This window comes from Streptomyces sp. Tue6028, from assembly GCF_002300165.1.
GTDB lineage: Bacteria > Actinomycetota > Actinomycetes > Streptomycetales > Streptomycetaceae > Streptomyces > Streptomyces siamensis.
The window spans coordinates 375,086-396,587 of the sequence record NZ_MLCE01000021.1; the positions used below are offsets into that span (position 1 = coordinate 375,086).

The window sequence follows — 21,502 nt, forward strand, 5'->3', positions numbered from 1 at the left end:
GGCGGTCCCGCAGGCGCACCAGGGGGTGCTCCGGAGGGTCTGCTTCCGGCCAGTGTGCCGACCGACGCGAATGTGACGCCTGTCGCGTACAACCCTGCCGGGGGGACGCGTGTCAAACAGGCGTGGCAGAGGTACTCGACTTCACCGCGGTCCAGACGAGGGGCACAGCCCTGCGTCCACCCCGCCGACTCCGCAGCCCCGGCGCGCCCGGCGGCATGCCGGTGATCGCGCCCATGCCCGCAGCGCGGCCCGCCCGCATACCGAATCAGCGTGACGGCTCCGACGACAGCTTGGCCGCCGGTACCACCGTCGACCATCTGACCGAGACCTACCGCGCCCACTACCGGTCGCTCCTGGGCCTCGCGGCGCTCCTGCTCGACGACACCGCCTCCTGCGAGGACGTCGTCCAGGAGGCCTTCATCCGGGTGCACTCGGCGCGCAAACGCGTCCGCGACCCGGAGAAGACGCTCGCCTATCTGCGGCAGACCGTCGTCAACCTGTCGCGCTCCGCGCTGCGTCGGCGCATCCTCGGCCTCAAGCTCCTGTCGAAGCCGATGCCCGACATGGCGAGCGCCGAGGAAGGCGCCTACGACCAGCTGGAGCGCGACGCGCTGATCAAGGCCATGAAGGGGCTCTAGCGCCGTCAGCGCGAGGTCCTGGTCCTGCGCTACTTCGCGGACATGACCGAGGCCCAGGTCGCCGACACGCTCGGCATCTCGCTGGGCTCGGTCAAGGCGTACGGCTCCCGCGGCATCGCCGCGCTCCGCATCGCCATGGAGGCCCCGGCATGAGTGGGCACGACGAGCGGTGGAGCCCCGACGAGAGTCGGCGCCACGAGCACGAGCACAAGCAATCGCACGCTGGGAACGGAACTGTGAACCACGGCCCCGACGGACAGTCCGACGAACATACGGGCGGACAGGGACCCGACGGGCTCGGCTCCGACGAACTGGCACTGCGCCGGCTGCTCCACCAGGCCGTCCAGGAGATCGAGCCCACCGACGGCACCCTCGACCACCTGCGCCGTGCCGTTCCGGCCAGGCGCGCCCGCAAGCGGCAGGCCGTCGTCGGCATGGCCGCGGCCGCGCTCTTCATCGGCACCGCCATCCCCGCCTTCGTCCACGTCTCGAACTCCGCCGGATCGAACGCCGACCCGTCCATGGCGGGCAACGCCTCGCACGCCCAGGGCGGCACCGGCCAGGGCAAGGACGCCGACGGCCACGAGAAGGCGACGGGCGGCTCCTCCGGCACCTCGAAGGACAAGGGCAAGGAGGGCGGCAAGAGCACGCCCGGCACGGGCAAGAGCACCGGCGGCGGCGCCACCACGGGCGGCGTCGACCCGACGGCCTCGGCCGCGACCACGCCCGCCTGCACGACCGAGCAGATCGGCGGGGCCACCAGCGCCGTCGGCGTCCCGGACTCCACCGGCGCGGTCTACGGCTCCTTCACCTTCTCGAACGTCTCCGCCGCCAGCTGCACGCTCACCGGCGCGGGCACGGTGAACGCGTCCGCCGCGGGCGCCGCGGACCCCGCCAAGGTCGGCGTGTCGACCCATGTGGCGGGCGACGCGGCCACCGGGCTGCCGGACCCGTCCACGGAGGTCGCCTCCCTGGTGCTCCAGCCGGGCGCGTCGTACGTGGTGAAGTTCGCCTGGGTGCCCTCGGAGACCTGTCCCACCACCTCGGAGCCCTCACCTGACCCGACGCCCACCGAGGGCGCCGGCGACACCGGCAGCACCGGTACGACCGACGGTGGCGGCGTCGCGCCGCAGCTCGTCACGGAGGACGGGGTGGCCGACGGCAGCGTCGCCGTGTCCAACACGGCGACGACGGGCGGGGCGACGGCCTCCACGACCGTCTCCAACGCCTGCGCGGGCACCGTCTACCACACGGGCGTCCTGACGTCCTGAGCGACGCGGACGGCGCCTCGCGCCGCTGCCCCCTGCTCTTGCCGCGAGCCGTCCCGTGCCGTGAGGCCCGGTCCCCGGGGCCGGGCCGTCCCGGGGCCACCACTGCGGCGCAGGGCGGTCCGAGGGCCCGGACTGCCGCCCGAAGGACTCAGGCGGTCGTCGACGACGAGGCCGGAGCGCCGCCCCCGGCAGGGACCCCGCCCTCCCCGTCGATCCCGGACTCGATTCCGTCCCCGGACCCGGACTCCGACCCGCTGCCGGCCCCTTCGGGGACGATGCCCAGCTCGGCGTCCCGCGCGAACTCGACCTCGCGGCGCAGCAGCCGGAACCACATGAAGACGACGAAGCCCGCGAAGACGAACCACTCGCCGGTGTAGCCGAGGTTCTGGAACGCCTTCAGGTCCAGGCCGGTGTTCTGCGGAGCCGCCGCGGGCACCGCCTTCATCCCGCCGTCGGCCTTGTCGAGGGTGATCCACGCCTCGTAGACCTTCTTGTACGGCACCAGGTTCACCAGCGACGCGGAGCTGATCGCGCCGGTCTGCCCGGCGGGAAGACCACCGGCCGAGCTGACGCCGTTGGACCCGGGGCTCTCGGACGCCTGGAGCGCGCCCGTCACGGTGACCTCACCCGTCGGCGCGGCCGGCGCCTTCGCCGGGTCCGCGTCACCGGGCAGCCAGCCCCGCACGACGGGCAGCGCACCGCCGTCGGTCCGCAGCATGGTCAGGACGTAGTACCCGCGCTCGCCGTCCAGCTCACGGCCGGGTACGAGCAGTTGCCTGCCGTACTGCCCGGTCGCGGTGGCCTGCTTGCCGGACGTCGCCTTGTCCACGGGCAGCAGTTCGGCCAGCGGGCGGGGCGACGAGGTCCCGGCCTCCGCGGCCAGGTCGCTCGCCGTCCGATGGTCGGCGACCCGGTCCTCGAACCGTCCCAGCTGCCATGACCCCATGAAGACGCAGAAGGGGATGGCCAACAGCACGAAGACGTTGATCCCCCACCAGCGGGGCGTCAGCAGGAACCGGTACACGCCTTCCAAGGTACGGGGCCCGTGCGCACGGGCGGGCCGCGGGGTCGCCGCCACCGGTCCCGTCGGCCCCGGCGAACGGGGTTTGTCCACAGGCTGGGGACCGCGTCGGCGAAGACCCCGCCCGGCCAGGCACTATGGGGCCATGACTGAGAGCAGCAGGTCCAACGAGCAGCAGACCGCCATGCCCGACTGGGAGAAGCGCTTCAGGGCGCCGCGGGTGTCGCTGCCGGACTGGGCGGAGGACGCCCCGCACCGCTCCCTGTTCGTCTCGAACGCGACGGGGACGTACGAGCTGTACGCCTGGGACCGCGCCACGGGAGAGCAGCGCCAGGTCACCTCGCGGGCGAACGGCACGACGGACGGAGTGCTCTCGCCGGACGGCGAGTGGATCTGGTGGTTCGACGACAAGGACGGCGACGAGTTCGGCATCTGGCGCCGCCGCCCCTTCACCGCCAAAGCCCCCGAGAGCGCCGGCGGCGACCCGCAGGCGCGGCCCGACGAGCCGGCGGTGCCCGGTCTCGACCCCTCGTACCCGGCCGGGCTGGCCATCGCCCGCGACGGGCGCACCGCCGTCGTGGGCCGCTCCACGGACGAGGACGGCTCCACCATCCATGTGGCGCGCGCCGGCGAGACCCCCGTGGAGATCTACCGGCACCGTGAGTCGGCCGGCGTCGGTGACCTCTCGCACGACGGCTCGCTCGTCGCGATCGAGCACACCGAGCACGGCGACGCGATGCACTCGGCGCTGCGCGTCCTGCGCCCGGACGGATCGACGGTCGCGGAGCTCGACGACACCAAGGGCGGCACGGTCGAGCTGGGCCTGGAGGTGCTCGGCTTCGCCCCGGTCGACGGGGACGGCCGGCTCCTCATCGGGCACCAGCGGCGCGGCCGCTGGGAGCCGCTCGTGTGGGACGTGACCACCGGCGAGGAGACGGACCTCGGCCTCGACCTGCCCGGAGACGTGGCCGCCGAGTGGTATCCGGACGGTTCCGCCCTCCTCGTCGCCCACAGCTTCGAGGCACGCAGCGACCTGTGGCGGTACGACCTCACGTCCCGCGAGCTGACCCCGGTGCCCACCCCGCCCGGCACCGTGTCCGGCGCGACGGCCCGCCCGGACGGCACCGTGGAGTACCTGTGGTCGTCGGCCGCGGAGCCGTCCGTGGTCCGCTCCACGACCGGCGAGGTCGTGCTGGACCCGCCCGGCCTGAAGTCCCCGGGATCGGTGCCCGTGGAGGACTTCTGGGTGGAGGGCCCCGGCGGCCGCATCCACGCCCTCGTCCAGAAGCCGGCCGGCACCACCGGCCCAATGCCCACGGTCTTCGACATCCACGGCGGCCCGACCTGGCACGACAGCGACTCGTTCGCGGCGGGCCCGGCAGCCTGGGTCGACCACGGGTACGCGGTCGTCCGGGTCAACTACCGCGGCTCCACGGGCTACGGCCGCGCGTGGACCGACGCCCTCAAGCACCGCGTCGGCCTCATCGAGCTGGAGGACATCGCCGCCGTCCGCGAATGGGCGGTCACCTCGGGCCTCGCGGACCCCGACCGCCTGATCCTCACCGGCGGTTCCTGGGGCGGCTACCTCACCCTCCTCGGCCTCGGCACCCAGCCCGACGCCTGGACCCTCGGCATCGCCGCCGTCCCCGTCGCCGACTACGTCACGGCGTACCACGACGAGATGGAAGCCCTGAAGGCCATGGACCGCACCCTCCTCGGCGGCACCCCGGAGGAGGTCCCCGAACGCTTCGAGGCGTCCTCCCCCCTCACCTACGTCGACGCGGTCAAGGCCCCCGTCTACATCTCCGCGGGCGTCAACGACCCCCGCTGCCCCATCCGCCAGATCGACAACTACGTCACCCGCCTCGCCGCCCGAGACGCCGTCCACGAGGTCTACCGCTACGACGCCGGCCACGGCTCCCTGGTCGTCGACGAACGCATCAAGCAGGTCCGCCTGGAACTGGACTTCGCCCAGCGCCATCTGACGGACTGACGACACCGCCCCGATCCGGCTCACCCCGGTCCCGGCGTGGGCCCGCGGCTCCCGGCCCGTCTCCATGAGGGCTGGGGGCACGTACCAGCCCGTCCGGCGCTTGAGGACGAGGCCGTCCAGGCCGAAGCGGGGGTCTGGGGGCGGCAGCCCCCAGGGCAACGGGACGGGTAGGGGCGGAGGGGGCGAAAACCCCCGGGCGGCGCCACCCACACGGCACCCCGGGAAGCCCGTGAGGGCCCGCGGCACTCGGCTCAGCCCGAAGGACCTACGTGGACGCCCGCTCCCGCCCCCGCCGCCCCAACAACTCGGCCAGCCCTCGCCGCGTAGCGGCAAGCACGACCCGGTCCTCACCCCGCAGCACGTAATCGGCAGGAAGATCCCACACGAGCCCGGACCCCACCCCGGCCCCCCGCCCGGCCGAGGCCACCCCGGATCCTCCGGAGCCGGAGCCGGAGCCGGAGCCGGAGCCGGAGCCGGAGCCGGAGCCGGAGCCACCAGACCCCCCAGACGCTCCACCGCTTCCAGACCCCCCAGAGCCGCCGGAACCCCCAGAACCCCCAGAACCCCCAGAACCCCCAGACCCCGTACTCCCGACACCCGTGGCCCCCGGAGCCCCGGGAGCCCCCGCCCTCCGATCCCTCACCCCCGTATCCAGCGCAAGCACCCGCCACGCCCCCGCCCGAAACGCCTCCCCCACGGTCCGCCCCTCCAACTGCGGATGCCCGCCCACATCCACGGCGGCGAAGAGCAGTACCCGCCGCTCGACGGGAATCGCCCCGAGAATCTGCCGCCCCATCATCGCCCCGGCGAACGCGGGCGCCGCCAGATGGGAGACGCTCCGGCTCCGGGTGAGGGCGCCGGGATGCGCGGCCCGCAGCGTGCGGTACACGGCGGTCGCGAAGTCGTCGTCGTACAGCCGCAGCACGACCCGCAGATCCGGCCGCACGGTCCGCGCGTACAACGCGGCCTCCAGGTTCATGGTGTCCACGCTGGTGAGCGCGAGCAGCGCATCGGCGCGGTGAATCTTGGCGGCCTCCAGCACACCCTCCTGGGTGACGTCGCCGAGCACCACGGGCACCCGCAGCCGCCGCGCCAGAGCGAGCCCGCGCGCCTCGGGGTCGGCCTCGACGCACACCACGGGGATGTGCAGCTCCCGCAGTCGCGCCAGCACACGCGTGCCGATCTTGCCGACGCCGAGCAGCACCACGTGCCCGGAGAGCCCGCGCGGCGGCCGTCGCAGCGCCGACCCGCTGCGGAACGTACCGAGCGCCTCCAGCACGGCGGCCAGCAGCACGGGCAGCAGCAGCAACCCGACCAGCCCGGAGAAGAGCTGGAGGATCTGCCGCCCCACCGGCTGCCCGACGGCGGGGTCGTTGATGGCGAAGAGGTCGAGCAGGGTCAGATACGTGGCCTGCAGCGGGGGTTCGCCGGTGACCACCATCGACGCGACGGCGAGGCCGACGACACAGGCGACGAGTCCGGCGAACGACCACCGCAGCCGACGGGACAGCAGTGAGCCGAAGGGCACGACACTGCGCCCGGCGGGCAGCGGGGGACCGGAGTACGACACGTTCTCCAGTACGACGGTGGCGCGCCCGGTCGCGGCGGCCACCGCCCGCTCGTCGGGCAGGAGTTGAGGGCCGTGCGCGCCGCTGCCCTCGGAACCGTCGGCGCCGGCCGGGTCGTTGGCGGTCGCGGACAGGAGGGCCAGCGTGCACAGCCCGGGGTCGGCGACCTGTCCGGGCCCCGGGGGCGGCCGTTCGACCGCGCGCAGCATCAACCCGTCGGTCTGGACGACCTTGCTGGTCCCGGCGAGGGCGGTCGCGGCCAGCGCGGGCGCGGCGGTGTCGGCGTCGGACAGCACGGTGACGGTGGTGGCCGCGTCCAGCGTGTCGCCTGCGCCGTCGGCCCCGGCGTCCGCGTCGGCTCCCGCGGTGGCCAGCGCCGACGCCTGGTCGAGGAGGGCCTCGATGTGCTGGCCGAGGCGCCGGTTGTAGAGGCGCAGCACCAGCCGGATGCGCGGGTTGAGCCGCCGGGCGGTGAGCGCGGCCCGGATGTTGGTCTCGTCGTCGTCATAGACGAGCGCGAGCGCGACGGCCCGCTCGACGCCCGCCTCGGTGAGTACGGCCTCGGAGACTTCGGCGGCCTCCAACAGTCGCCCGGAACCCGCCGGTTCGGCGCTCCGGGTCCCGTTCCCCTCCCCGTTGCCGGAGGCCCGGTTCACAGCGGCGGTCACCCGGTCGAGGAGCGCGGTGGCCCGCGCCCGCCCGACCACGGGCGGCCGCACACTGCGCTGGGTGCTCGGCACGACGAGCGTCACCGGCTCGCCGTACACCCCGCGCAACTCGGCGGCCAGCCGGTGGGCGAGGGCGTCGTCCCCGGCCACGACCATGGGCGCGACGCCGTCGACCGACGCACTCTGAGACGGAAGATTCACGAAGGAGAAGACTGCCCTACCGGGACAGCCGGTTCCACAGCACCGCCACGGGACCGGCGCCCCGGACCGGGCCCGTGGGGGAGTACTACAGCACGACGATCACGAAACCTCCGTGGTGGAAGAAGGAGCCTTGGTCGAAGCGGTGGTCGAAGCGGTGGTCGAAGCGGTGGTCGAAGCGGTGATCGAAGCGATGGTCGAAGCGGTGGTCGAAGCGGTGGTCGAAGCAGCCTCCGCCCCAGCCGTTCCAGCCGTCGCCGCACCAGTTGGTCACCTGGGTGTGGACGGCGGGGGTTGCCGCCATGGCCGTCCCCGTCGTACCGACCGCGGCGCCGCCGACCGTCAGAAGGCCGACCGCGGCCACCGCGGCCAGGCGCCTCGCGCGTTGTGCTCGCATGATGGATGCACCTTCCCTCCATCGTCCCGCGCGGCTCTCGGCCGCACGAGATCGACAGCCGCAGCCGCAGGGCCCGATCGGCGTGGTGGCGGACGTCGCCCCGCACGGACGAGGAGCGTGCCTCACAGACAGATCCCCGCCGCACGTGAACGGGCGGACCGGGACGTACCCCGGGGCTGCGGCTCTCCTTATGGGTACGACGAAGCCGCCCCTTTGGATTGCCCCCGGCACATTCCCGCGGACCGGCGTCCGAGACCACGGCGGCAGACACACGCCGGGAAACCCTCACAACGAATCAGAGGCTCCGTCTCGTATGAGAGGAAGCCTCTGACCTGGTACTGCACTGTCGGGGTGGCGGGATGTGAACCCACGACCCGCCGCCGGATGTCAGGGGCGGTCGCCCTTGTGGTCGACGACTCCCGTGGCCAGGAGCGCGTGCTGGAACATGAGGTCGCCCGCCTTCCAGGGCCGGTCAGGGGTGTCATCGGCGCCCGGGAACGTGTCCTTGTAGTCCTTGACGACGATCCATCGGTCGCCGAGGTACTGGTACGTGCGCGGGTCGATCAGGATCTCGCGGCGGACCTTCTGCCCCTTCTCGTCGTGCCCGACCGCGAGGGCGTCCCGGCCCGCGAGGTCCCGTACGAGATGGTCGGTGACCTCGACGCCGGGGACCGCGGCCAGCGCGCGGTACAGCTTGGCGAGCGCCTGCGGCGGGATGGGCTGGGACGCGAACAGCACACTCAGCGCACCCATGTCCTGCTCCCCCTCGGACTCGGGGCTGCCCTTCCCGGACGGGTAGTAGGCGCGGACCTTCTTCAGCACGGCGGCCGGGTCGTCCGGCAGCTCGTCGAGGAAGCGGAGCCGTTCGCGCATCGAGCGGTCGTCGCCCTCCTTGCCGTTCTCGAAGCGCGGGTCCGCGTACCGCGCCCAGTGCTCCTGGGGCTCCGGCTTCGGCTCGGGCTGGGCGGCGGCGCTCTTGGGCCAGACTTCGGGACTGGCCGAGAGCTTCTTCACGTAGATCCACTGGCCCGCGTGCGGCGTGGACGGCGGATCAGCCCGCTCCATCGTGGACGCGGCCCGCTCCAGCACCTCCTTCACCGAACCCGACACCGTCCGCGTCCCAGCCGGCACCGTTCGCTCCGCACCACTGTGGCCGCCCCCTCCGAGGCCGGAGGCCAGCACGGCCACCGCGGTGAGCGCGGCGGCGGCCCCGACCGCTGCGAGCCGCCAGTCGGCCCGCAGCCTGCGTCCCCGGCCACGCCCCGCGGCGCTGCTCAGCCGGTCCCGACCCTCGGCGAGCCGTGCCCGGTCGGGCTTCGGCGCCCCGGCCCGGAACTCGCGTACGTCCTTCATCTCGTCCACGTTCACGGCCGGACCACCTCCGCCACTTCGCCCAGAAACGCCGGGTCGGCACCCAGCGCGGCCCGTACCTTGCGGCGGGCCCGGTTGAGCCGGGACCGCACGGTCCCGACGGGTATGCCGAGCGCCTCGGCGACCTCCTGGTAGGTCAGGTCGGCCCAGGCCACGAGCAGCAGCACATGCCGGTCGGCGGCGGACAGCGCGGCGAGCGCGTCCGCGAGCGGGGCGCGGTCGGCGACCAGGTCCGCGGTGTCCTCGACCCAGCCGGCCGCGACGGGGTCCTGGCCGGTCCTGGCCAGCGCCCGCAGACCGCGTACTTCCTTCCGGCGCTGCTTGCCGATGAGGTGCGCGGAGATCCCGTACAGCCAGGGCCGGGCACTGGCCCGCGAGGTGTCGTAGCGGGCACGCACCCGGAACGCGGTCAGGAACGTGTCGGCCGTGACGTCGTCCGCCGCGTGGTCGCCGAGGCGCCGGGCCGCGTACCGGTGGATGTCGGGTGCGTACCGGTCGTAGAGCCGGGCGAACAGCTCCGGATGTTCCAGGGACTGCGCGATGACATGGCCGTCGCGCTCGTCGCCGGGGTCGAGCGCCGGTGGTCCGGTCACGGGTCCTCCGTCAGCGGGTGGGGTCGAGCGTGTCACCCGTTGTTCCCCGCTGCCCCGCGAAGAGTTCACGGGCCGCACAGGATTTTCTCAGGGAGCGGGCGCGACCCTACGGGATCAGCCGCGCCATCATCCCCCGTGCGTACCCGGCGTCGTACACCCCGCCCGTGAGCAGCACCTGCAGCGAGATCCCGTCCATGAGCGCGACCAGGGCCCGTGCCGTGACGGGATCGATGCGCTCGGCGAGGGCGTCGGACAGCCCCTGGCACCACTCGGCGGCGACGGGGCGCAGCGCGGGATTGCGCAGCGCGGCGAGGTACAGCTCGTATTCCAACCCGGGGCCTGGGACGCGTTCGAGGTCGGGTGAGAACCCCCTCGCGCAGATCGAGGGCGTCCTGGACTCGCCCGGCCTTGCTGGAGGAGACGGCGAGGTTGCTGCGGGCGGTAAGAGTGTCGGGATGGTGGGGCCCAGCAGGCTGGCCCTTGACGGCCCCGGGACGGCCCAGGGCGAACTGCCGGCCGGGGCACGCCGATCACAGGGGTCCGGACGGGCATTCAGTTGAGACGTCGCCGGTCAGGTCGCTCCCTGGTGTGGACGGCGTCCGGGATGCCGTGGGTGGTGCTGGCGGTCCCTTGCGGGAGGCGACGACGCGAGGGTGACCGGGATCTCGAGGAGGTGAAATTCCAAGATCTTCTCCCGGATTTCTCCCCACAGACTCCGGAAACCGGTCAGGGGCCTGACCCGCGATGCGGATCAGGCCCCTGAACTGGTACTTCACTGTCGGGGTGGCGGGATTTGAACCCACGACCTCTTCGTCCCGAACGAAGCGCGCTGCCAAGCTGCGCTACACCCCGATGTCACTGCTTGTCGCGGCGACGACGTTTACTTTAGCCCACCGGTGGCCTGAGACGAAATCCGGTTTTACGGGCGTCGCGCGCGGGGGCGGACCGGGTCGGGGCGCAGGTGGTCCACGGCGATGGTGACGAGGGCCAGGGCGTAGAAGCCGAGGCCGAGGATGGCCGTGTTGCCGAGGATGCCGACGTAGCCGTGCCGGTCCACGTCGACGAAGGGATAGAGGTAGCGGTCGGGCGTGCCGGGGGCGAGCATCGCGCCGCGGATCAGGGAAAAGACCAGGTAGAAGAGCGGGTAGAGCACCCAGGTGGCCGCGTGGCGCAGCGCCGTCCGGCCCGGGTGGGTCAGCAGCAGCCAGTCGGCGATCACGACGATCGGCGTCACCGTGTGCAGGAGCTGGTCGGCCACCCAGGGCCATCCGGTGGGGGCGCCGGCCTCCCCGGTCATGGAGAAGCCGCCGGGCCGGTCCGTGAGGATCAGGTGGTACACCAGGCCCGTGATCACGATGTAGAGGAGTGTGGCGCCCGTCACCGCACCCGACAGGGGACGGCGGGCCGCCCAGGCCCGCCGGGCCGAGACCGCGAAGGTCACGGCCACCAGGATGTTCGCCTGGATCGTGAAGTACGCCAGGACGTGGAGTGCGCTGCCGGCGAGCAGGTCGATCGTCACGCCCGCCGCCGCGACAAGGGCCACGAAGATGCGGAAGGCGGTCGCCCGCGGGCGGCGGGTGGGTGCCACCACCGCCGTCGCGGGGACGAAGGACGAGGTGATCGGCGAAGCGATACCCGGTATCGCGGGGAGATCGGGTATGTCCCTGGGTATGGGGGCGGTCATGGCCCCACGCTAAGGAGTCCGGACGAATCAGGCGATATGGGTCGTCCGGGTGGGTTACCTGCGGGCGAGGAGGCGGGGCCGATCCCGGCCCGCACCTCTTCGCCCGTGTCCGGCTCGTCGAGTGGGAGTCACCCCGAGCGGCAAGGCGCCCCGGTCCCAAGCGGCAAGGCGCCCTGGTCCCGAGCCGCAAGGCGCCCTGGTCCCGAGCCGCAAGGCGCCCCGGTCCCGGGGCGCCCCGCGACGACCGCTACCTGCGCTCCACCAGAGTCAGCAGCGACGCCTCCGGGGGGCACGCGAAACGGACCGGCGTGTAGCGGCTCGTGCCGCAGCCCGCCGAGACGTGCATGTACGACGTACGGCCGTCCGCCGTGTGCGTGGACAGGCCCTTCACACGGTCCGTGTCCAGGTCGCAGTTGGTGACGAAGGCGCCGTAGAAGGGGAGGCAGATCTGGCCACCGTGCGTGTGGCCGGCGAGTATCAGCGGGTAGCCGTCGGCGGTGAAGGCGTCGAGGGCGCGCAGGTACGGGGCGTGCACCACGCCCATCGAGAAGTCGGCCGACTCCGACGGTCCACCGGCCACGCGCGCGTAGCGGTCCCGCTTGATGTGCGGGTCGTCCAGGCCGGTCAGTTCGATCTCGGCACCCTCGACCTTCAGCGACCCGCGGGTGTTCGTCAGGTTCAGCCAGCCCGCCGTGTCGAAGCCGTCGCGCAGGTCCTCCCACGGGTTGTGGACGGCGCCCACGACGGGCTTGTTGCCGTTCAGGCCGTGGCGGCCCTGGGTCTTCTCGATCAAGTAGCGGGCGGGGTTGCGGAGTGTGGGGCCGTAGTAGTCGTTCGAGCCGAAGACGTACGCCCCCGGGAACTCCATCAGGGGGCCGAGGGCGTCCAGGACCTCGGGAACGCCTTCGGGGTCGGACAGGTTGTCGCCGGTGTTGATGACGAAGTCGGGGCGCAGCCCGGCCAGGGACCGCAGCCAGCGCTGCTTCTTGCGCTGGCCGCTCACCATGTGGATGTCGGAGACCTGGAGGATGCGCAAGGGCCGCATCCCCGCCGGCAGGACCGGCACCGTCACCCGCCGAAGGCGGAAGGACCGGGCCTCGAAACCGGCCGAGTACAACAGACCGGCGGCGCCCACCGCCGTGATTGCCAGGGGTACTCCGTATCGCGCGCGCATACGTCCATCGTGTCAGACCCCTGCGGGCCTTCGTGCCCGCAGGGCTCGGGGCGCGTCCCCGCGGGGCGCGGGGTGCGCCGGGCGCGTCCTCGGCAGGACGCGAACTCCTCGCGAGGTCCGGGGACGCGGTCGCGCGAGGGCACGGGACGCGTCCTGCTGAAGGCACAGGACGTCCGCTCCGAAATCAGCAGGCGACCCGCACACCGCACCTGCGACAATCGACGGCATGACCACGCTCAAGTCGAAGCTGCAGGAAGACCTCAACGCCGCGATCAAGGAGCGCGACGAGCTCCGCTCCTCGACGCTCCGGCTGACCCTCGCCGCGATCACCAAGGAGGAGGTCGCGGGGAAGACCAAGCGCGAACTCTCCGACGACGAGGTGCAGAAGGTGATCACTCGCGAGGCGAAGAAGCGTCGTGAGGCCGCCGACGCCTTCGCTCAGGGCGGGCGCGCCGAGTCGGCCGAGCGGGAGAAGGCGGAGGGCGAGGTTCTCGCCGCGTACCTGCCCAAGCAACTGTCCGACGACGAGCTCCAGCAGATCGTCGCCCAGGCGGTCGAGGAGGCCAAGGCGGCCGGTGCCGAGGGGCCGCGCGCCATGGGTCAGGTCATGAAGATCGTGAACCCGAAGGTGGCCGGTCAGGCCGAGGGCGGCCGTGTCGCCGCCGTCGTGAAGAAGCTGCTCGCGGGCTGAGGGCCCGCCAGGACGGGCCTGCGGGTGTCGAGTTCACCCGCTGCCCGTACTCCGGCAGAAGGCCGGAACGCCCTCGTGGGGCGACAGCGGAACGGGGGTGGTGGCCTCCGCGGTGCGGCGGTCACCACCCCGTCGGCAGGGTGATGTCCCACGGGGCGAAGAGGTTTCCCTGCGGGGCGTACATGGACCGACGTTCCCGGTGTGGTGTCCCGCTCCGGAGTCGGCATGCGGCTCGGGCGTCGTTGCCCCTGCTGGACGTCATCGGTCCGGCCGGACGTCGTTGTCCTGACCGGACGTCGTTGTCCTGACCGGACGTCGTTACGTCGTCGTCCCGATCCGGCGTCGATGACGGCTCGTCAGGATCCGGCGTCGGTGGCGGCTCGTGGCGCCGGTGTCCTGTTCCGGCGTCGGCATGCGGCTCGGACGTCGTTGTCCCGGCCGGACGCCTTGTCTCGCTCGGCGTTCTCTCCAGCGCACGCTCCCGTCGTGCGCGTCCGTGAATGAGCCGGCGGCACTGCCCGTCGCGGGGTCAGCCGACCCCCGCCCGCAGGGCGCCGTCCGTCACCCGGGCGGTCAGTTCCCTCGGCTGTGGCGGCCGGCGGGACGCGCCCACCAGCAGGCCGAGTTCCTGCGCCCGAGCGCCCAGGGCCACACGGCCATTGGCTTCGAGAAGTTCCATGAGTCGGTGCACTTTGCGCTGTATCGTGCGGTGACCTACTCCTAAATGCCGGGCGATCGATGCGTCGTTCAGCCCCGCATACAGCAGGTTCAGAATCTTCTGGTCGTTGGCTTCTATTCTCGGTTTATTGACGTCAAGTTCTGGCGTAACGGTCAATTCGCCTTCCCCCCAAGTAGCAGCAGTGGATCACTGCATCTGGTAGGGCAAGTCTAGGAACCGCTTGTGAGCGCGAACAGCTGAATAAATCTCACCAAAGACTGTTAACGGGGCGAGCGGGATGACGTATTTGCGCCATCCCCGCTCGCTTTGGCTTCATCCGTACGTCGGACGGCCGGGCCGGCTCAGTACCACGGCGTGCACGACTCGTCGCCCGACGGGTCCTCCACGCAGGCCCGCATTTCGTAACCCGACGGGTTGTAGTACATCGGCGTGCGTGTGTAGTAGTAGTTCGTGCCCTCGGGGACCTTCGCGGTCCAGCCCGAAGCGCCGCCCTTCTTCTCACCGAGGCGCCAGTAACAGGTGGAGTGGCTCTTCGTGCAGCGCTGCACGTACACGGTGTACTTCTGCTCGTCCGAGCCGCTGATGTACCACAGGCGGCCCCAGCTGTACTGGTCGCCGTCCGTCTTCCCCCAGCGCAGCTCGTACATGAACGACCCGCCGAGGTCGTACGGGCCGTAGGGGCTGACCGGACCGGTCTGCCAGGTCTGGACGTTCGGATCGTGACCGTCGCAGCCGAAGTTGTCGCAGGTGGCGGCCGCCGCCGAATTCGGTACCGCGAGGGCGAGGGTCAGGGCGCCGAGCAAGGCGCTGAACGTGACACTGAGCCGCGATCTGAGTTTCATGTCCCCTCCGGACGGGCTGGAAAAACAGCAAGGGCACCCTCAAGGCGGGGCCGGAGGTGAATATGTCACGGCCTCCGCCGAGAGAGTGCCCTTACCGGGAAGCTGACGTAATTACGCCGGACGCTTCAGCCGCAGGTCAGCCGGGGGATGCGGGGTGGACCGGCGGATATGGGTCATCAGCGCTGACCGCCGTTTCCGTTACCCCTGCCGGTGGTGCCCTGAATCCATCCCTCGGGAATGGAGAAGGAGGGCGTGGGGAACGTTCCGCCGTTGGTCAGGCCGCCGAGGGGGTCCCCATTCCCGCCGTTTCCGTTTCCGTGGCCGTTGTCGTCGTCGTTCCCGTCGTGGTCCCGGTCCTTGTCCTTGTCCTTGTCCTCGTCGGGAATGTCGACCAGGTTGAAGGACGGCGAGTCCTTGCCGACCAGGGCGCCGGTCATCAGGTCCCGCCAGATCGGGCCGGGAACCTGTCCGCCGTAGACCTTGTCGCGGTAGACGCCGCCGATGCGGATGCCCCGCATCTGGACCTTCTGGGTGGCGCTGCCGACCCAGACCGCGCCGGACAGGTTCGGCGTGTAGCCGACGAACCAGGCGTTCTTGCGCTGGTCCGTCGTACCCGTCTTACCGGCGTTGGCACGGTCGGTCAGACCCGCCTGCTGACCCGTACCGGAGTCGACCACGCCGCTCAGCAGGGTGTTGATGGTGTCCGCGGTCTTCTCCGACATCGCGCGCGAGCACGTCGACTTCGGCACCTCCAGGGACTTCTGCGTGCCGCCGATCTTCTGCGTGATCGACTCGACGGCGATCGGCGTGCAGTACATGCCGCGGGAGGCGAAGGCCGCGTACGCCGTGGCCATCGTCAGCGGGGAGATGCCCTTGGCGCCGAGGGCGATGGAGGGGACCTCGGGGAGCTTGTCGCCGTTGCCCTGGACGACGCCGAGCTTGTCGATCTGCTTCATCACCGGGCACAGGCCGATGTCGGAGATCATCTGCACGAAGTAGGTGTTGACCGACTTGGCCATCGCCTCCTTCAGCCGGTACGGACCGACCTCCGAGGCGTCCTCGTTCGGCACCTGCTCGTTCGCCTGGTTGGTCCACGGCTTGCTGCTGCACGTCTGCACGGGGCTGGGGTACGGCATCTTGTTCGGCGACGAGTACTCCTGCGTCGGCGGCCGGCCCTGCTCGATCGCGGCCGCCGCCACGAACGGCTTGAACGTCGAACCGGTCGGGAAGCCGTAGTTGGAGCCGCCCATGCCGTAGTCGACCGAGTAGTTGTACTCGGTCTCGTTCTTCCCGTAGCCGTACGGCTTCGACTGGCCCATGCCGACGATCTTCCCGGTGCCCGGCTCGACCAGGGTGGCCGCCGCGGCGACCTTGTCCGACTTGTAGACGTGGTCCTTCAGCGACGCCTGGACGGACTCCTGCGACTGCGGGTCCAGGGTCGTGCGGATCGTCAGACCGCCCTGGTTCCAGATCTTCGCCCGCTCCTCCTTCGTCTTGCCGAAGACCGGGTCGGTCAGGAAGACGTGCTCCACGTACTTGCAGAAGAAGCTGGCGCCCTTCGCCGCCGTGATGCAGCCGTTCTTCGGCTTGCTCACGTGCAGCTCGATCTTCTTCGCCTTGGCCGCGTCGGCCTCCTGCTGCGAGATGTCGTGCACCTCGGCCATGCGCTGGAGCACGGTGTTGCGGCGCTTGATGGCCTCCGCCTCGTCGTTGACCGGGTCGTACCGGCTGGGCGACTGGACGATGCCCGCGAGCAGCGCCGACTCCTGGAGGTTCAGCTCCTTGGCGGGCTTGGAGAAGTAGCGCTGGGCGGCGGCCTCGATGCCGTAGGCCTGCTCGCCGAAGAACGTGATGTTCAGGTAGTTCTCGAGGATCTTCTTCTTGCCGAGCTTCTCCTCCAGCTGGATCGCGTACTTGAGCTCGCGGATCTTGCGGCCGAGGGTCTGCTGGGTGGCCTGGGCGACCTTCGTCGGGTCGTCGCCGGCCTCCTCCACGAAGTAGTTCTTCACCAACTGCTGCGTGAGGGTGGAGGCGCCCTGGGCGACCCCGCCGTTCTGCGCGTTCTGGTTCACGGCGCGCAGGATGCCCTTCAGGTCCACCGCGCCGTGCTGGTAGAAGCGGGAGTCCTCGATCGCGACGATCGCCTTCTGCATGTACGGCGACATGTCCTTGAGGTCGACCACCGTGCGGTCGCGCGAGTAGACCGTCGCGATCTGGCCGCCCTTGTTGTCCAGGATCGTGGTCCGCTGACTCAGCGCGGGACTCTTCAGGTTGTCGGGGATCTCGTCGAACCCTTTGACGGAGCCCTTGGCCGCGAGACCGAGTGCGCCCGCGGCGGGCAGTGCGATTCCGGCCATGACGGCGCCCGCGAGCACGCTGACACCGAGGAACTTGGCGGCCTGCTGCGTAGGGGACAGACCACCGCCCGAGCGCTTCTTTGGCATGAGGGCAGCCTACGTTCTCATTCGCCGGACACACGTATATGCCTTGGCCTAAGCTGCTCTCAACTGTCACAGCAGTGCGGCCACGTATCAATACGTCCGGCGACCCCGAATCGTTCCGGAGGTTCCCCGATTTCTGTGGGGCGCGTGTCCGACTCCGCCTTGTGTGTCACCTGGCGTCCGTTGTGACTCAACTGAAGTGTCCCGGTTTGCTGGGATTGTCGCGCATGTCCCCAGCTCACTCCCCCGGGTGATCTGCCGCTTACGCATAGTCCGTTCGGGCCATTCAAGATTGGGCCCGAAGGGGGTGTTGCGCTGTGCCCACCTTCCGTAACGTCCTCAACTGGCGGCGGTGAATATGCCGCTGCCGCCGTGGGGGAGCCTCGATTCGGGAGAGGACGGCGCCGGTATGGGCTGGGTAACCGACTGGAGTGCGCAGGCGGCCTGCCGCACTACCGATCCGGATGAACTGTTCGTTCAAGGAGCAGCGCAGAACAGGGCCAAGGCAGTGTGCACCGGGTGTCCGGTACGCACGGAGTGCCTCGCCGACGCGCTCGACAACCGCGTCGAATTCGGCGTGTGGGGTGGCATGACGGAGCGGGAGCGCCGCGCGCTGCTGCGCCGCCGGCCGACCGTCACCTCGTGGCGTCGCCTGCTGGAGACCGCGCGTACGGAGTACGAGCGCGGCGCGGGCCTGCTGCCCCTCGACGAGGAAGAGGTGTACGAGCGCTACGCCGCGGTGGGCTGAGGGGTCTTCCCCTCGGGTCGCCCCGGATACTCAGCTTTCGGGCAGCTCCGGCCGATTGGCCGCGAGTCGGTCCCCGATGTTCCGCAGCCCGGCGAGGTCGTGCACGTCGCCCGGAAGTGCCGCCACTTCGGCCACCGCCACCTCGGGGTGGAGCGCGGTGAACCGGTCACGCGTGCGCTGCTCGCGGGAGAGCAGCTGCATGCGCTCGGCGTGCAGCCTCAGCAGGCCCGCGGTGAGCTGGTCGACGGTTCGGGCCGTGCCCTCCGCGTCGGAGCGGGGCTCGCCCGCCGTGGTGGTGGTCGGATCCTGCGCTTCGGCCGTGTCGGTCTCGTCCTGCGCGTCGGCCGTGCCGTGTGCGCCGGCCGTGTCGGGCGCGTCCGGTGTGTCCTGTGCGTCCGTCCGGTCCCGGGAGGTGCTGTCCGTGGCGGCGGTGTGGTCCGTGGTGGTCCCGTCCGTGGCGGCGGTCCGGCTCGGGGCGGGTTTGTCCGTGGCGGCGGGGGAGCCTTCCTCAGAAGCCGGTGCTGCGGAAGCGGAGGGTTCTGAACTGTCGTACGTGTCGGGAGAGTTACGAAGTCCAGCCTTCCCGTCCCCCTGATCCACAATGCGGGCGTCGTCAAGATTTTCTGCAGCCTCGGAATCAAGATCTTCCGCGGCGGCGAGCGCCCGCTCCGCGGACAGCCGGGCGGCGCCGCTGCCGTGCACCCGGTTGAGCACCAGACCCGCGAACGGCATGTCCTCCGCGGCCAGCCGCTCCACGAAGTACGCGGCCTCGCGCAGCGCGTCCCGCTCCGGGGCCGCCACCACCAGGAACGCCGTGCCGGGTGCCTGGAGCAGCTTGTACGTGGCGTCCGCCCGCGTACGGAACCCGCCGAACGTGGTGTCCATCGCGGCCACGAACGTCTGCACGTCCTTGAGGAGCTGCCCGCCGAGCAGCTTCCCCAGGGTGCCCGTCATCATCGACATCCCGACGTTCAGGAACTTCATGCCCGCCCGGCCGCCCAGCTTCGCCGGCGCCGTCAGCAGCCGGATCAGCCGCCCGTCGAGGAACGAACCCAGCCGCTTCGGGGCGTCCAGGAAGTCCAGCGCCGAACGCGACGGCGGTGTGTCGACGACGATGAGATCCCACTCGTCCCGCGCCCGCAGCTGCCCCAGCTTCTCCATCGCCATGTACTCCTGCGTGCCCGCAAAGCCCGCGGAGAGCGACTGGTAGAAGGGGTTGTTCAGGATGACCGCGGCCCGCTCCGGGTCCGCGTGCGCCTCGACGATCTCGTCGAACGTGCGCTTCATGTCGAGCATCATGGCGTGCAGTTCGCCGTCGCCCTCGATGCCCTTCACCCGGCGTGGAGTGTTGTCCAGCGAGTCGATGCCCATCGACTGGGCGAGCCGGCGCGCCGGGTCGATGGTGAGCACGACGACCTTGCGGCCGCGCTCCGCGGCGCGCAGCCCCAGGGCCGCCGCCGTGGTCGTCTTGCCGACACCGCCCGAGCCGCAGCACACCACGATGCGGGTCTGCGGGTCGTCGAGCAGCGGATCGACGTCGAGGACGCGGGCGGGGTCCAGACTCATGACATCCCTTGCTTCCGCAGCTGTGCGGCCAATTCGTACAGGCCCGCCAGATCCATTCCCTCGGCGAGCAGAGGCAGTTCGTGCAGCGGCAGGCCCAGCTCGGCCAGGACCCCGCGCTGCTCGTGCTCCAGGGCGTACCGCTCGGCGTACTCCTCGGCCTGCTCCAGCAGCGGGTCGACGAGCCGCTCGGCGTTCCCTCCGCGGCGTGCTCCGCCCAGACCGGCCGCGGACAGGGACCGGGCGATCGCCGTGTGCGGGGCCGCGCGGGTGAGCTCCAGGTCGGTCGCGTCGAGGACCTGGGGCCGCACCATGTTCACGATGATCCTGCCCACCGGCAGGTTCGCGGCGTGCAGCTCCGCGATGCCGTCCGCGGTCTCCTGGACGGGCATCTCCTCCAGGAGCGTCACCAAGTGGACGGCCGTCTCCGGGGACTTGAGGACGCGCATCACGGCCTGTGCCTGATTGTGTATCGGGCCGATCTTGGCGAGGCCCGCGACCTCGTCGTTCACGTTCAGGAAGCGGGTGATGCGGCCCGTGGGCGGGGCGTCCATGACCACGTAGTCGTACGTGAACCGTCCGCTCTTGTCCTTGCGCCGTACCGCCTCGCACGCCTTGCCGGTCAGGAGCACGTCACGCAGGCCCGGCGCGATGGTGGTCGCGAAGTCGATGGCGCCGAGCTTCTTCAGGGCGCGGCCCGCGCCGCCCAGCTTGTAGAACATCTGGAGGTAGTCCAGGAGCGCCAGTTCCGGGTCTATGGCGAGGGCGAACACCTCCCCGCCGCCGGGAGCGACGGCGATCTTCCGCTCCTCGTAGGGCAGCGCTTCTGTCTCGAAGAGCTGCGCGATGCCCTGTCTGCCCTCGACCTCGACGAGGAGGGTGCGCTTGCCCTCGGTCGCGAGGGCGAGCGCGAGGGCCGCGGCCACCGTGGTCTTGCCGGTACCGCCCTTGCCGCTGACGACCTGGAGCCTGCTCACGTATTCGAGCCTAACCAGTCCGCCGCCGGACTACGCAGGAGGCTGTGGACAACGTGTGCGCGAGGGGTGGACCGGCAGGGGCTACAGTCGGCCACATGACCAAGTGGGAATACGCAACCGTGCCGCTGCTCGTCCATGCCACGAAGCAGATTCTGGACACCTGGGGCGAGGACGGCTGGGAGCTCGTCCAGGTCGTGCCCGGGCCGAACAACCCCGAGCAGCTGGTGGCCTACCTGAAGCGGGAGAAGTCGGCATGAGCGGGACCGTCGAGTCGAAGCTCGCGGAGCTCGGGCTGAGCCTGCCGGACGTCGTCCCGCCGCTGGCCGCGTATCAGCCGGCCGTGCAGTCCGGGGTGTACGTGTACACCGCGGGGCAGCTGCCGATGGTGGACGGCAAGCTTCCCGTGACCGGGAAGGTGGGGGCCGAGGTCACGGCCGAGGAGGCCAAGGAACTGGCCCGCACGTGCGCGCTGAACGCGCTGGCGGCGGTCAAGTCGGTCGCCGGCGACCTGGACCGCATCGCGCGGGTCGTGAAGGTCGTGGGCTTCGTGGCGTCCGCTGCGGACTTCACCGGGCAGCCGGGTGTCCTGAACGGCGCGAGCGAGCTGCTGGGCGCCGTGCTGGGCGACAAGGGCGTGCACGCGCGTAGCGCGGTCGGTGTGGCTGTTCTGCCGCTGGACGCTCCTGTGGAGGTCGAGATCCAGGTGGAGCTGACGGCGCCGTAGCTGTGGCTGTGGCTGTGGCTGTGGCCGTTTCGCCCTCGGTCCGGTGGGTGGGTCGGGTCCGTGCCGGTGATCCGCCCGTTGCAGCCCTTGTGTGGTCCGGCGATTCAGTGCGGTGGGTTGGTGGCGCCGTCCGCAACGGGCATGTGATGCGCCGGCACGGCCCCTTCGGTGAGAGGGCGACTGCGGGTGTGGGTGGGGCTGGGGTCCAGCCGTTGGCCCGTCCGGCGGCAACCCTCGTCCCGTCCGGCGTCAGCTCCTGTC

Annotated in this window: 18 protein-coding genes, 1 tRNA gene and 2 pseudogenes; 7 read left to right on the forward strand and 14 right to left on the reverse strand. The window is 71.1% G+C overall.

Translation table 11 applies throughout. From position 1 onward, the window contains the following. The first annotated feature begins 215 nt into the window (after positions 1–215). Both BKI49_RS20080 and BKI49_RS20085 read left to right on the forward strand, forming a co-directional pair. A pseudogene (locus BKI49_RS20080) lies at positions 216–791 on the forward strand (SigE family RNA polymerase sigma factor). An 83-nt stretch (positions 792–874) separates the two neighbouring features. Further along, positions 875–1,909 carry a hypothetical protein gene (locus BKI49_RS20085; protein WP_306453562.1) on the forward strand — a complete coding sequence of 345 codons (1,035 nt, stop codon included), beginning with the start codon at positions 875–877 and terminating at the stop codon, positions 1,907–1,909. A 148-nt stretch (positions 1,910–2,057) separates the two neighbouring features. Here BKI49_RS20085 and BKI49_RS20090 read toward each other — a convergent pair whose 3' ends face one another. Beyond that, complete coding sequence (locus tag BKI49_RS20090) at positions 2,058–2,933, reverse strand: SURF1 family protein (RefSeq protein WP_095935644.1); 876 nt, start codon at positions 2,931–2,933, stop codon at positions 2,058–2,060. Positions 2,934–3,075: 142 nt separating this feature from the next. Here BKI49_RS20090 and BKI49_RS20095 point away from each other — a divergent pair, with 142 nt between their 5' ends. After that, entirely contained in the window at positions 3,076–4,923 is a 1,848-nt protein-coding gene (locus BKI49_RS20095) for a S9 family peptidase (protein WP_095935645.1), read from the forward strand. 265 nt (positions 4,924–5,188) lie between these two features. Here BKI49_RS20095 and BKI49_RS20100 read toward each other — a convergent pair whose 3' ends face one another. The 8 genes and pseudogenes from BKI49_RS20100 to BKI49_RS20135 form a co-directional block, all read right to left on the reverse strand. Further along, complete coding sequence (locus tag BKI49_RS20100) at positions 5,189–7,315, reverse strand: NAD-binding protein (RefSeq protein WP_095935646.1); 2,127 nt, start codon at positions 7,313–7,315, stop codon at positions 5,189–5,191. Between the two features lie 130 nt (positions 7,316–7,445). Further along, a complete protein-coding gene (locus BKI49_RS20105; protein WP_107469382.1) occupies positions 7,446–7,754 on the reverse strand; it encodes a hypothetical protein in 309 nt (102 codons plus the stop codon). 387 nt (positions 7,755–8,141) lie between these two features. Continuing rightward, on the reverse strand, positions 8,142–9,122 hold the full coding sequence (locus BKI49_RS20110) for a CU044_5270 family protein (RefSeq protein WP_095935648.1): 981 nt from the start codon (positions 9,120–9,122) through the stop codon (positions 8,142–8,144). Beyond that, complete coding sequence (locus tag BKI49_RS20115; RefSeq protein ID WP_095935649.1) at positions 9,119–9,718, reverse strand: RNA polymerase sigma factor; 600 nt, start codon at positions 9,716–9,718, stop codon at positions 9,119–9,121. Before BKI49_RS20115 ends, BKI49_RS20110 begins: the two co-directional genes overlap by 4 nt. Before the next feature lie 106 nt (positions 9,719–9,824). After that, positions 9,825–10,058, reverse strand: a pseudogene (locus tag BKI49_RS20120) (TetR/AcrR family transcriptional regulator); the annotation flags it as partial. 438 nt (positions 10,059–10,496) lie between these two features. Next, positions 10,497–10,570 (reverse strand) — tRNA-Pro (locus tag BKI49_RS20125). Positions 10,571–10,637: 67 nt separating this feature from the next. Then, entirely contained in the window at positions 10,638–11,402 is a 765-nt protein-coding gene (locus BKI49_RS20130) for a Pr6Pr family membrane protein (RefSeq protein ID WP_107469390.1), read from the reverse strand. 247 nt (positions 11,403–11,649) lie between these two features. Beyond that, positions 11,650–12,576 carry a metallophosphoesterase gene (locus BKI49_RS20135; protein ID WP_095935650.1) on the reverse strand — a complete coding sequence of 309 codons (927 nt, stop codon included), beginning with the start codon at positions 12,574–12,576 and terminating at the stop codon, positions 11,650–11,652. A gap of 226 nt (positions 12,577–12,802) precedes the next feature. Between BKI49_RS20135 and BKI49_RS20140 the strand changes: the two genes are divergently transcribed. Then, the gene (locus BKI49_RS20140; protein ID WP_095935651.1) at positions 12,803–13,267 is read left to right on the forward strand and encodes a GatB/YqeY domain-containing protein; all 465 of its coding nucleotides are present in this window, start codon (positions 12,803–12,805) and stop codon (positions 13,265–13,267) included. A gap of 529 nt (positions 13,268–13,796) precedes the next feature. Here the strand turns inward: BKI49_RS20140 and BKI49_RS20145 are convergent. The 3 genes from BKI49_RS20145 to BKI49_RS20155 form a co-directional block, all read right to left on the reverse strand. Further along, positions 13,797–14,102: a helix-turn-helix domain-containing protein gene (locus tag BKI49_RS20145; protein WP_257004876.1), complete on the reverse strand. Its 306-nt coding sequence runs from the start codon at positions 14,100–14,102 to the stop codon at positions 13,797–13,799. Positions 14,103–14,287: 185 nt separating this feature from the next. Then, positions 14,288–14,788, reverse strand: coding sequence for a hypothetical protein (locus BKI49_RS20150; RefSeq protein ID WP_028799161.1), 501 nt, complete (start codon positions 14,786–14,788; stop codon positions 14,288–14,290). Between the two features lie 176 nt (positions 14,789–14,964). Beyond that, positions 14,965–17,232 carry a transglycosylase domain-containing protein gene (locus tag BKI49_RS20155; protein WP_095935652.1) on the reverse strand — a complete coding sequence of 756 codons (2,268 nt, stop codon included), beginning with the start codon at positions 17,230–17,232 and terminating at the stop codon, positions 14,965–14,967. Between the two features lie 406 nt (positions 17,233–17,638). Here BKI49_RS20155 and wblA point away from each other — a divergent pair, with 406 nt between their 5' ends. After that, positions 17,639–17,977 carry a transcriptional regulator WblA gene (gene wblA, locus BKI49_RS20165; protein ID WP_028799159.1) on the forward strand — a complete coding sequence of 113 codons (339 nt, stop codon included), beginning with the start codon at positions 17,639–17,641 and terminating at the stop codon, positions 17,975–17,977. Positions 17,978–18,007: 30 nt separating this feature from the next. Here wblA and BKI49_RS20170 read toward each other — a convergent pair whose 3' ends face one another. Both BKI49_RS20170 and BKI49_RS20175 read right to left on the reverse strand, forming a co-directional pair. Further along, a complete protein-coding gene (locus BKI49_RS20170; protein ID WP_095935653.1) occupies positions 18,008–19,543 on the reverse strand; it encodes an ATPase BagB in 1,536 nt (511 codons plus the stop codon). Then, entirely contained in the window at positions 19,540–20,517 is a 978-nt protein-coding gene (locus BKI49_RS20175; protein ID WP_095935654.1) for an ATPase BagA, read from the reverse strand. The genes BKI49_RS20170 and BKI49_RS20175 overlap by 4 nt, the downstream gene beginning before the upstream one ends. Before the next feature lie 95 nt (positions 20,518–20,612). Between BKI49_RS20175 and BKI49_RS20180 the strand changes: the two genes are divergently transcribed. Next, positions 20,613–20,774, forward strand: a complete 162-nt coding sequence (locus BKI49_RS20180) for a Sp36 family protein (protein ID WP_075033571.1) — start codon at positions 20,613–20,615, stop codon at positions 20,772–20,774. Then, positions 20,771–21,241: a RidA family protein gene (locus BKI49_RS20185; protein WP_095935655.1), complete on the forward strand. Its 471-nt coding sequence runs from the start codon at positions 20,771–20,773 to the stop codon at positions 21,239–21,241. Before BKI49_RS20180 ends, BKI49_RS20185 begins: the two co-directional genes overlap by 4 nt. The last annotated feature ends 261 nt before the right edge of the window (positions 21,242–21,502 follow it).